Here is a 12,008-nt window from a genome sequence, read left to right as displayed (position 1 = left end):
CTTCTAACACCAATAAACTGTATAAAAAAACAGTTTTGGGAGGTGGGAAATGGCAAGCAAATTCATTGAAGAAATCCGTAGACACATGCGAATGCGAGGTTATAGTCTCAAAACAGAAAAGGCCTATATATACTGGATAAAATACTTCATTCGCTTTAATAAGCTAAAGCATCCTCAAGATATGGGAACGACTGAGGTAACAGCCTATCTGTCTTATCTTGCTAATGAACAACACGTTGCTATCAACACTCAAAAAGTCGCGCTTAATGCGATTGCGTTCCTTTACAACCAGTTTTTACAAAGACACCTTGGTGATCTAGGTTTTACTTATGCTAAAAAGCAGCGCAAGGTTCCGAGCGTACTTACGCCAAATGAAGTCCAACTGATACTGTCACACCTTTCTGGTGTTAATCACAGCATTTTTTCTCTGTTGTATGGTTCTGGACTTAGAGTTAATGAGTGTTTGAGAATTAGAGTTCAAGATCTTGATTTACAGTACCTATCTTTAACCGTGCGAGATGGGAAAGGAAAAAAAGATCGCGTAACTTTACTTAGCCCAACGTTAATTGATTCTCTTCAATTGCAAATTCAGAAAGCGTCAAAAATACAAGAAGAAGATATCAAACAAGGCATCGGTCCCTCGCTTCCACACGCCCTTGGTAAAAAGTACCCGAACGCTTTTAAACAAATTGCTTGGATGTTTATCTTTCCTTCTTTAAGCATCTGTCGGCATCATTTACACGATTCTGCACCAAGAAAGGCTCTCAAACGAGCGGTGCAACAGGCTAAAATCTTTAATAAACGAATAACATGCCATACCTTCCGTCATAGCTTCGCTACCGAACTGCTGCGCTCGGGGCAAGATATTCGTACAGTCCAAGAGCTATTAGGACATTCAGATGTAGCGACGACACAAATCTATAACCATGTTATTGGCGAACATTTTGCGGGTACTGTAAGCCCACAAAATAAAATCTTTATTGAAAACTATAAGGAAAACCAATGATCCTGGCCATGAACCAAACATAAGGAAAATTAGGGCTTATTTGGAACAGATACTTGAGTGGAGTAAACAATCTTAATTGCTTTGGGGCAGAAGTGCTTCATAGTGAATTTTGCAACAGGCTGTTGCAAAATTGGGGTTGGAGTTTGTCCAGCAGCCTGTTGGACATTCGATGAAGCAGGCAATTTACTAATTGTGCAGCAGCTTGTTGTACAGATAAATCTCATGTTGGTTTCATGCGCACTAAACACGTCTTGGGGCAAAGACGTGTTTGCCGAGCTCGGCGTCAGCACGCCTTTGGACAAAACCTTGTTACGACTTTTGAAGGATGGGAATATTTCAGATAATCTGAACTAAGGAAAAATACTCGTTCAGACTACCGAGCAGCGACCACCTTTACTGTTCCAGTGCACTTTGGGGAAAAGACAGGTCAGTACAAATTGCTTATTTTGCAATGCACAGACATTTGTAAAAGTTAGGGGAAACTTGTGGCAATCAATGAGAAAACAAATAAACACATCAGAGCAACATGGGATCGCTTCAATAAGCCGAACAAAATGTCGATAGTGACTCTTGGTGAGATAAAAGATTTTGCAGAGAAACGAGGTTTAATAGTTGAAAGCGTTGAAGAGGTGGACTTTGGATATAATCCCCGAATCAAAGCTATTCAGATTAAAACAAACGAGGGCACAGCACTATATCCTCGGCAAAAGTTAGGTGAAATCGACTTGTATAACCAAAACGTTCAGCCAAACCAAGACTATGAGCATTTTTGGAATTCTGTGGACTGGTTTATGCCGATGTTCATGACGCATGGAGACATCAATCATGGTATTGAAGTTTCAAGGCTCAACGTTAGAGGGCACAGACACTCAAATAAAAGACTTATTCAAGAGCGATTCGAGACCCTGTAAATAATTCTGTGTAACTGCTCTTGGTTACAAGTATTCAGTTAATCGATCTTCGAACATAATCATAAAACGGTTTAGCGCTTGCTTCCAGTGATGAATTGGCATTGTCCACCTCTTGGAAGCATCCATAATCGCCAGGTACACCACCTTTTTGGCGGATTCATCTGTCGGGAACAGCTTACGTTTCTTGGTCGCTTTCCTGATGACGCTATTTAGTGATTCTATCGCATTGGTCGTGTAGATAGCTCTGCGGATATCTTGAGGATAGCTGAACAGAGTGTTGAGGTTATCCCAATGAGCCGTCCACGAGCGGCTGATTTGAGGGTACTTTTCATCCCATTTATCACCAAAGTGCTCTAGCGCCAACAGAGCTTCATCTTCAGTCGTAGCTTGATAGATTTCCTTTAAGTCTGCGGTAATAGTCTTGTAATCTTTCCACGGAACGTATTTCATTGAGTTTCGTACCATGTGTACGATACAGAGCTGGATTTGAGTTTTTGGATAAACGGCATTGATGGCATCAGGAAAGCCCTTGAGGCCATCAACACAAGCGATGAGGATATCATTTACACCACGATTTTGAAGTTCGGTAAGTACACTGAGCCAGAACTTCGCCCCTTCAGTTTCGGACATCCACATCCCAAGAAGTTCCTTCTGACCTTCCATATTGACACCGAGAGCAAGGTAAATGGCTTTGTTGATGACTTGCTTATTTTGGCGCACCTTCACAACAATGCAGTCTAGGTAAACGACGGGATAAACCGAATCAAGAGGGCGGGCTTGCCACTCAACAACTTGTTCTAAAACAGCATCAGTGACTTTAGATATTAGACTGGCGGAGATATCAGCATTGTACATTTCTTTGAAGGTTGCGACGATTTCTCGGGTAGTCATTCCTTTGGCATACAAGCTTAAGATCTTGTCGTCCATCGATTGGAATCGAGTTTGATGCTTACGAACGAGCTTGGGTTCAAAGGACGCGTCACGGTCACGAGGGATTTCTAGTTGGATCTCACCATCGTCAGTAATTAGGCGTTTAGATGAGTAGCCATTTCGACTGTTACTATCGTTGGTCGGTGAGTGTTTTTCGTAGCCAAGGTGATCATCAAGTTCAGCATTTAAAGCTGTCTCAACCGTCACCTTGGTTAACATTTTCCTGAAGTCATCAAGATCCGAAGGAGTCTTAATTGACTTAGCGGCTTCGCGAGCGAAGGCTTCTAAAGCTTTCTTATCCATATTGCTTATCCTTCGCCATGACTGGCTTAATTATAAGCAGATACACAATTTAAATTACAGGCTCTCACCTGACGTAAAACCTCACCGTTTAAAGAAATATCTTTCCATAAACCGAGCGTTGGATATCTTGAAAATTGAGTATTTCCTTCCGACGCTCTTGAATAATAAACAACGGTTCCGTTAGAAAGAAGCTGTGCAAATACCTCAGCATTTTCTAGGCTTGCCATCGGGATTAGATCATCATGATTGTTAGACGCTGTTTCATGACGATCTGACTCATCGTCAGCAATGGTCGATGCTAAAGTTGTAAGCCATGTATCTGTAACGCCGCCATTCTTGAAAGCGCTTATTCCGTTACACGAGTTATTGAGCGCTTTATAACGATCTGGAGTATCTTCTGCACACCAATCCCCCTTGTAGTAGTAGTAAATGTTGCCATAGACATTTTCCACAGAAAGTTTGTATGCTTTGGTGTTATCTGGAAATTTTAAGCTTGCTGGCATAAGGTTGGACCAAACATTTTCATCATCTGTTTGGTCCATGATTGAGCGAATATTAAGACCACTGATATCCAACTGCTTAGCATTAGCAATTTCATCAAAAACTGAACTGTTAGTTTTTAGGGTTACACTGCCATCTTTATTCGACGTAATACTAGCTAAGGTATAATCAAGTGTTACCCAACCGTTTTTGTCGAGTACCATATTGTTTTCGTCTGGAGTGTTTTCAAACTCAACAAATTGCTCTGTATCGTAGTCATAGATGAAATTAGTCTCGGTAACAGAGTTATCTGAAGATGCTTTTAGTGTCCCATATGAAATCACTAAGTCTGTACCGGACTCTTTTGCACCATCAAACCAATTAATGCCATCTGTTTTAATGACTTTCGCAAGATCGACTGGTTTGGCTCCCCTATCTGCTTCGTTTTCTTTGATTTTGTTTTCGAGGTTTGAATCGTTAATGGCGATGTGGTCGCGATTAATGCTGCCAGCAATGTCGCTCGGGTTGAAGTTCTCTCCCGCTGCTTCAATATTTTTGACGACTTCATCTAGGACTCGAGTCACTTCTTCATTGATCAACGCCGTGAGCGCTCCTACAGAAATACCAGCACCCGCTGCGGTTTCTGATAGTGCGTCAGTATTCTCTGCCATGACCGATGCGGTGACTTGAGCAACGCGGTGTAGGTTCTCAAAAGCTGCTTTTTGTGAGTCTGCTAGCTTGTTGTTATTTTTGGCCTCAATGTAATCTTGAGTTAAGTCGAGCGTTGTCCCTAACTTCTCTTGAATAGTTGCTTTGGCCTCATCTAATGATGCGCCACTTTCAATTTCATTTTGTATGAGTGTGGTTAATGGGCTAATAAACTCTGATTGTGGCGGAGCCGTTAAGCGGTAACTTTTGTTCAACACAACACCAGGGTTATCAGTGTCGATGGTTTGTCCCGCGACAACTTCAATCAACAGAGTGCTCTGTTCTAGTTGCTCTTGAGTTAAGTTATCAATGGTGAATTCACCATTGTCACCGGTTACGGCATTTGGCTCATCCTTATCACACTCTTTGTTGTTGTTTAGATCCAAACATGCATTAGCACCTACCAAATAGCCATCTGCGGCTTTGGCGGTGAGAGATGCTGTTGTTGCCGTTGAACCACCACTATCTGTTGGGCTATTCGAACTATCGCTACCACATCCTGCTATCCCTAGGGCTATTGCCACAGCTAACAGTGAACGTTGACCATTCATGTTAGTTCTCCTTTGTTGAGTTATTGATAAAAGTCTTCTATTCAGAAATCAATTGGCGGAATGTCATTGATAAATATGACTATTTATAAATCGAGTACCATTATTGTGGAATGTATCAAGTAGGGATTACGCGGAAAGCACAGGAGCTTTTATTCTAGAGTTACATCAAATTTGAATGTTTTTATATGCGAGTTATATCTCTAGTGAATGAATGGTGTTTGTAATTGATATTACTACCAGTTAATAAGTGACAGCTCATTTGGGAGTTGAGATGTGCATCATTGCGCATTTTTTGGTTGTTAAACTAAACTGGAACAATAACTTACATTTATAAAAACACATTAAACTAAGGGTATTTGATGAGTTTCTATTCCCCAAGTCGTTGCCGTGCCTTTTTATTTAGCACTCTTTCCTTAGCGGTTGTACCAACGTCTAGTGTTGCCGATATATCGACAACGCCTGTCATTGGTGGTGTATTCAGTTCAAGTGAGGTTTTGAAAAACCAGGTGCTTTCAAGCCTGAGTTACTCGGCCACACTAACTCGCGATGCAGCGATCTTTACGATCGCGGGTGTAACGCTTGATGCGTACATTCTCGCACTGCCTTTGGATGCTAAAACGAAAGCGCGGGTGATCGCTCAGTTGTCTAACCCGACTTATTCCATTCCTTTGGGCTACTTTCTCTATAGTTACTACGATCGCTATTCGGGCTTGGGTAGTGAAGATGTATTCAAAGCATACCTATCGACAGCCTACGATGATGAGGTATTAAGAGGTTTTGAACATAGCCTCTATTATGTGGGTGCTGCGCCTGATTCTGATTACAAAGAGCCTGATACGTCCACAGAAGCAACCGGACATCATGAGGGCATTCGAATCGACGAACACTTCATTGCGAACATGGTTGTGATCTACGATGCGCTGTTTGAGATTGGCGTTTGGCAAGATATGGACACATTGCCAGAGAGCTACACCTATTTAACTAACAGTCCTGAAGATTTAGCAATCATTAATCAGATTCAACCGATTATTGTCGAATTAATTGCTCAGGTAGCGTCGGGAATGGAAGAGGGTGACATGAAATCGGCAATGCTCGCAATTGCCGAGGATGGTAAGCCGGAAAATGCCGATAAGTCGAATAACAAAGCACAAGCTCTTACTATCACCCTTATTGATTTTGTTCGCTTGAATTTACTCAAAGCCTACCGACAATTTGTTTATAAAGATGAGCGAGCTGAAGCGCTTGATGATTGGATGCAGCAAGCTTTTGATGATCAGCCGGACTCTCTAATCCAGTTTTTGGAATCCCAACAGAATAAACGCTTTGCTGTGCAAGTGACGGTAGATGGCTTACAGCAAGGGTTGATTGAGGGTTTGGTCAATGAAGACTCGCCTTTTATTTCGGTTGCTTATCAGAACCATAAAGACCGAGCGAAATATAAACCCGAGATAGAAAAGGTGATCGAACCTGAGCATCAACAACAAGTGAGGTTCATGGAAGTTCTATCTGAACAAACCTATCGTGATCCACATTATCTGCCTTTCTTTAAAAAGCTTTATCAAGAGCATCGAGACAACATTAGCCGCGTCGGTATCTCATCGACTCCAACCATCAGCGTGCGTAACCTGCCTATCATCAAAACGGGCGCTAAGGTTTCTGGTGAAGGTGGTACAGGCGTGCCTAACTTCCACTTTGTCGACAGGGATATCGACCGAGCTTATTACTTCTTTGGGAATGATGCTCTACAGCTTGATGTACTAATGGCAGACAACAAGGTACAGACGATGTTTGATCGTCTCGAATACCTTAAAACTCTGAATTGTAATGCTCAATACGATTGGAATGCGCATACAAGTTATGATGGTCTGGTGAACTTAGGCTTAGGGGAGTCATTACGCGATTACGGTGAGAAACGTTGTGTAAAAGAGCTTCAGGCACGCTCTGAAGTTGAAGTCGCTTTACGAGAGAAAAGAACGGCTTTGATAGAAGACATCGAGGCCTACCAGTCTATCTCCAGCTTTGACTTGTTCACCAAGCTCTCTAAAAAAGCGCTAGTTAAACAGTCGATCACTCAGTTGGCGGAGCTTGATGGCAACGGGATGCCAGATTACACCTTGGTGTATAACCCGTGGCCCGATCATTTCGCCCATTTTACAGGGCCTTTTAGTGATGAGATTTTGATGCCAACCGGTGAGTTAAATCGCTTGGATTATTGGATTCGTCAAATTGAGGCGACTTACCAAAGTGCCGGTGTCTACGATAGAACGTTGTGGGGAATGGCAGGGGATCACGGGCTAACACCTGTGTTCTATTCATTGAATCCTGAGAAGCAAGTTTTTGATGGGTTACAAACAGAGCTTGATTACTCAATTGTGGTGAAGAAAATTTCTTCGGATGAAGGTGAGGGGCCTAAAATAACGAATGCGTTGAATTATCCAAGCTCTAAACATGTTGATGTCGTGGTTGCCTCGACCGCGGGTGGCAACTTTATGATGGATTTCTTTAACTCAAAGCAGGGTTGGACTGTACAGCCTGTTTATCAAGAGTTGGTACAGTGGGCGCCCATTGCAGCAAACAAAGGTGACAGTATTAATGTTATTGACGAGATAGCAAAACGCTTACCTGAGAGTCTCGATTATATGGTGGTGAGAGAGAGTGCCTGTGACGAGCGAGCTTGTTCTGTTCGAGTGATCGGCAACCGCGATCTTAAGCGCGTTGACGAGTTGATCACTCGACACGGTGACAAACTATTTTATGAGTCATTAATGGGAAATCAGGCACCTACTTTACTGAATATACAAACGTTAAACCCATACCTTGCATCACCGAGTAAAGCTGACTTTTCTGTTTACTCTCGGCTAGTGGAAAAGTGCATTAACCGTTCAGTTAAAGAAGATGATTCAACGTGGTGTAGTCGCAGTGAGTGGACGGATTTAACCCAATTGACTCCTCGACCTGATTCGGTCAATCAACTGGCTAACATTTATCTTGAGGATAGAGCCGGTACCATTAATTTGTTCCCTAAAGCGGGAATTGGTTACAACACAATAGTGCCGGGGCGTCACGCTGGTGAAGACTATTTAGAGAAAGATGCATTTATCGGATTCTGGGGCTCCCCAATTGGTGAGAACTCATTACCATTAAAGATCGAAGCCAATGGTTCGTTAGCACCGACTCTCTATGAGTACTTGACCGGAGAACCCGTAGTAGCAGGCGAGAATGGTTGGGGATTCCCTTCATTGTTGAATAAGTTGGATATTACTTCAGCTCGTTAATGTTTTATTCTCTCCCTAATGGCTCATTAATGGTTATTTAGGGAGAGAGCCATTCCGACAAAATCTTCATCACTATCATCAACAACTTTATAGCCAAGCGTCTGATAAAAGCTGATGGCGCGAGCGTTACTCCTAAAGCTAGAGAGGGTGACTTGATTTCGTTGCTCTCGAAGGGCTTTGGTGTGGATGAGTGACATTACTTTTTTACCGAGCATTTTGCCTTGGTATTGAGGGTCAATGATCAGAAGGTGGATATGATATGCGTTGTCATAAGGTTTGAAGCAGGTAAGTCCGACCTTTTGAGAGTCTCTATACACCCAATGAAACCAAGAGCGGTGGTAGTCGTTTGAGAGGCGGTTACGTTGAAACTCGTCATCCCAGCCAAATACATTGTCGACGTGTTCGAAGATACCTTGCTTAACGCAATCAAACAGGTCGCCGAACTCGGAGCTTAAGACGGTTTCTAATCGAAGTTCTCCGTATATGATAGTCATTCCTTCTATTTCCTTACCCTGAATCTTGGATAGGCAAACAATACCATAAGCGGCTGATATTTATACTAAATGAAAAAGCCACGTAGATACGTGGCTTTTAAACTCATGACATTTAGTTGTTGTCTTCAGCTTCGATTTCGCTAGCGATGTATTGGTTATTTACCTTATACGTCTCTGCTTCAACTCGTTGATTGGTTAGCGTGTTGAACGTTAAGCCATCTTCATAGCGAGTGTTGTGGTTAACGTAGACGGTTTTATTACCAGAAGTTGTCTGAATAACAAAGCTCAATGCTGATTCATCAATGCTCTGAACAATGCCTTCTAGGTCGATATCGTTGTCATTCCAATCTAGTGCATCATCGTCGTGTTCAAATTCGATTTCGGTTGCAACATTGTCGCCGTTAGCTTTTTTCGTTGTGACTTCAACTTCTGCACCAACGGTTAAGTTCGATTTGTTTCCGTCTTCGTAACGAGTGCTGTTATTTACAACAAAGCGACCTTTATAGCTTAAATCAAATGATGATTGGTCGTTCGCCACCCAAGTAATAATGCCTTCGATTTCCGTGTCATTGCTGACTTCATCAAAGTCTTCAACTTCGACTTCATTGGCTGTTAGTACAGAGCCTGTCATTGAGCCTGTTACTTCAACCCAAAGACCATTAGATAACTCAGAGCCTGTTACTTCAACCCAAAGACCATTAGATAACTCAGAGCTGTAATCGTCGTTATCGATGTGAGCATTTGAATAATCAACGCTTAGATTTGCACCGAGTTTGAATGTTTTTGCGTTGCTGTCTAACTCGCTAATCAGGCCTTCAACTTCAACTGACTCTGTTAAGTTAGAGTGTTCGAATTTCACTACCGACAGTACTTTGTAACCTGCGTTAGCGGTCGGTAGAGAAGACACCATCACCCAATCGCCATCTTCAATCTCAGTCGAAAGCGCTGAGAAAGTTAGAGGTATGCCGTTGACTTCAAATGTGCCATTTACGTGGTTAGTATTTGCAATCAGACCTACGATCGTCGGTTCAAGACCAACTTGGGCCCCGCCAGTGTGAGCGGATGCGCTGCGAGTGTTAGATGCAATCGAAACCATCATGTTCTTTTCTAGGTCAGCAATCGCGACTTCTTCGCCTGCGTAGTTCGCGCTGCCTACTTGATAGCTATAACCATTAACAACAATGGTATCGCCTGAAACAGAGTCGATCGTGCTTTGGATAGATGAAGGTGTGTGAGCTTCGTTTGTGTTGCTGCTGTCACTACTGCCGCCACCGCAACCAGTTAGGACTAAACTAATCGCTATAATTAACGCTAACTTTCTCATTTTTATACTCTTTAATAGAATTAATTTAAGTTTATTTGTTTTAATTAGGCGCTATCTTATAGACTCGAACGTGAAGCACTCGTGAAGAAAGGTGAAATAAATCGATGAAAGTTTTGATTGTTGACGATAACCATAGTGTCTCTGAAACCATTGCTGATTATCTCGAGTTAGAAGGTATTGGTATTGACTGCGCATATCATGGCGAAGCGGCATTAAAGCTAGTAGCTGAAAACCATTACGATGTCATTATTATGGATATCATGATGCCAAAATTAGATGGCATTTCGGCGGTCAGAAAGCTGCGACAAGAGCAAGCATGTCGTACTCCTATTCTGTTTCTGACAGCAAAAGAGCAGCTGGACGACAAAATTGCAGCATTCCAAGCGGGTGGTGATGACTACTTGCTGAAACCTTTCGCGATGCAAGAATTGAGTTTACGACTGCACGCATTGGCAAGCCGTGGTCCTAGGCTAGATGTTGGTAAGGTGCGCTTTGCCGATATCACGATGGACTCTCAAACCGATGAAGTGTTCCGTGGTGACAACCTGATTAAGCTAAGTCGTATTCAACTGAAAATATTGAAAGTGCTTATTCGACACGCCCCAGCAATAGTGTCGCGCAGAGAAGTAATTGACTCAGTTTGGGGAGACGAATCTCCATCGAGTGATGCATTAAGAAGCCACATTTATGGTTTACGAAATGCGCTTGATAAGGGTTTTGAGCATTCAAGATTAGAGACGATTCATGGACAAGGATACCGACTTAAAGCGTAAAAGCTCAGTCAAAGAAAGCACGTACCCAAGTATCTACAAGAAAATTCGTAGAAGCTTTGGGATCATGACACTTGTTATGTTCAGCATGTTCTGGACAGCCATTTATTTGGCCGAAAACCAGATGGAAGTCATTAGCTTACACCACTGGTTAGATACCGAAGCGAGCCGCTATACCGCAGAGTATGAGTTATATGGTGAAAATACCTTATTGCCCAATCCGAATGAGTTCTCCACCTATTGGAGCGAGAACGAATTACCCCGTTGGTTAAGTTACTATAAAACACCAGGCTTCTATGAATACCTTCTGGGGGCGGAGGACAAACATTTCATCGTTTTGAAGCATCCTTCGGGCAAGGGGATGATGTACATCGTCTTTCAAGATGATGCAGATGATTACCTAGATAACTACGAGTGGAGCCTCCACTATTACACCATGCTGTTGGTGGGCTTTATTTCCTTGGCTATGGTTTTTTATAGTGTTTATGTCGTGCGTTCATTGTCACGTCCACTGAATCAGATAGAGCAAAAAATCAGTTTAATGCAGCCCGACCAGCCCTCTTTTGAGGTGACAACTGGTTACGCGGAAACCCGTCATATCGAGCAAACTCTACTCGATTCTAAAAACGATATATCGGGCTACTTTCAGCGAGAAGAGGAGTTTAGTCGCTTTGCCGCTCATGAACTTCGTACGCCAATCATGGTAATTCAAGGTTCTGCAGATTTACTCGCCAAAGTCGACAACCAGCCTCCTGTGGCGTTGAAAGCTATCAATCGAGTTCAAGAAGCCAGTGAACAAATGCGTGTTCTGACTGAGATGTTTTTGCTGCTTGGGAAAGAAAGTGTCGATGAACACCGCTTCTCTGAGCATGATTTAGAAACCATGGTCCGACAGCAACTGAAAGAGTTGGCAATTTTGTTTGCCAAACAGGATGCGAGCTACCGCCTTAATGTTTCAAGATCAGCTACCGTGTATGCGCCTGAAAGCTTCATCACCGTGGTCATGAACAACTTAATCAAGAATGCATTTAGCTACAGTATCGGCGACATTGATATTCAATTGATTGAGAAAGAGTTGGTGATCGTCAATAGGCATGATGGTAACGAAACCTATAACGCAGGCTACGGCTGTGGTCTGATTATTGTTCAGCGTATTTGTGAGCGTATGAATTGGCATTTTGAAACCCGAGATGATGGCGAGAGGTTTCATACCTATTTGAATTTTTCTGATGGGAATAAGGTAACTTAACGTTTAG

9 protein-coding genes are annotated in these 12,008 nt (G+C 42.6%); 5 read left to right on the top strand and 4 right to left on the bottom strand.

Going from position 1 to position 12,008, the window contains the following annotated elements:
* The first annotated feature begins 49 nt into the window (after nt 1–49).
* Together OCV52_RS20725 and OCV52_RS20720 are read left to right on the top strand one after the other, a co-directional pair.
* A complete protein-coding gene (locus OCV52_RS20725) occupies nt 50–1,006 on the top strand; it encodes an integron integrase (RefSeq protein WP_137409185.1) in 957 nt (318 codons plus the stop codon).
* Nucleotides 1,007–1,491: 485 nt separating this feature from the next.
* A complete protein-coding gene (locus OCV52_RS20720) occupies nt 1,492–1,917 on the top strand; it encodes a hypothetical protein (protein ID WP_137409184.1) in 426 nt (141 codons plus the stop codon).
* 24 nt (nt 1,918–1,941) lie between these two features.
* Here OCV52_RS20720 and OCV52_RS20715 read toward each other — a convergent pair whose 3' ends face one another.
* The gene (locus OCV52_RS20715; protein ID WP_261900882.1) at nt 1,942–3,150 is read right to left on the bottom strand and encodes an IS256 family transposase; all 1,209 of its coding nucleotides are present in this window, start codon (nt 3,148–3,150) and stop codon (nt 1,942–1,944) included.
* A gap of 26 nt (nt 3,151–3,176) precedes the next feature.
* Nucleotides 3,177–4,889: a hypothetical protein gene (locus OCV52_RS20710; protein WP_240700665.1), complete on the bottom strand. Its 1,713-nt coding sequence runs from the start codon at nt 4,887–4,889 to the stop codon at nt 3,177–3,179.
* A gap of 359 nt (nt 4,890–5,248) precedes the next feature.
* On the opposite strand from OCV52_RS20710, the gene OCV52_RS20705 reads away from it, so the two are divergent.
* The gene (locus OCV52_RS20705; protein WP_137407101.1) at nt 5,249–8,164 is read left to right on the top strand and encodes an alkaline phosphatase family protein; all 2,916 of its coding nucleotides are present in this window, start codon (nt 5,249–5,251) and stop codon (nt 8,162–8,164) included.
* Between the two features lie 26 nt (nt 8,165–8,190).
* Here OCV52_RS20705 and OCV52_RS20700 read toward each other — a convergent pair whose 3' ends face one another.
* Both OCV52_RS20700 and OCV52_RS20695 read right to left on the bottom strand, forming a co-directional pair.
* Nucleotides 8,191–8,658 carry a GNAT family N-acetyltransferase gene (locus tag OCV52_RS20700; protein WP_137407102.1) on the bottom strand — a complete coding sequence of 156 codons (468 nt, stop codon included), beginning with the start codon at nt 8,656–8,658 and terminating at the stop codon, nt 8,191–8,193.
* A gap of 112 nt (nt 8,659–8,770) precedes the next feature.
* Nucleotides 8,771–9,982 carry a DUF5666 domain-containing protein gene (locus OCV52_RS20695; RefSeq protein ID WP_137407103.1) on the bottom strand — a complete coding sequence of 404 codons (1,212 nt, stop codon included), beginning with the start codon at nt 9,980–9,982 and terminating at the stop codon, nt 8,771–8,773.
* Nucleotides 9,983–10,086: 104 nt separating this feature from the next.
* On the opposite strand from OCV52_RS20695, the gene OCV52_RS20690 reads away from it, so the two are divergent.
* Together OCV52_RS20690 and OCV52_RS20685 are read left to right on the top strand one after the other, a co-directional pair.
* Complete coding sequence (locus OCV52_RS20690) at nt 10,087–10,755, top strand: response regulator transcription factor (RefSeq protein WP_137407104.1); 669 nt, start codon at nt 10,087–10,089, stop codon at nt 10,753–10,755.
* Nucleotides 10,727–12,001, top strand: coding sequence for a sensor histidine kinase (locus OCV52_RS20685; protein WP_137407105.1), 1,275 nt, complete (start codon nt 10,727–10,729; stop codon nt 11,999–12,001). Before OCV52_RS20690 ends, OCV52_RS20685 begins: the two co-directional genes overlap by 29 nt.
* The last annotated feature ends 7 nt before the right edge of the window (nt 12,002–12,008 follow it).

The organism is Vibrio chagasii, assembly GCF_024347355.1.
In the GTDB taxonomy this organism is placed as follows: Bacteria; Pseudomonadota; Gammaproteobacteria; order Enterobacterales; family Vibrionaceae; genus Vibrio; species Vibrio chagasii.
The sequence above is the reverse complement of the archived record's forward strand: the minus strand, read 5'-3'. Positions and strand labels throughout refer to the sequence as shown.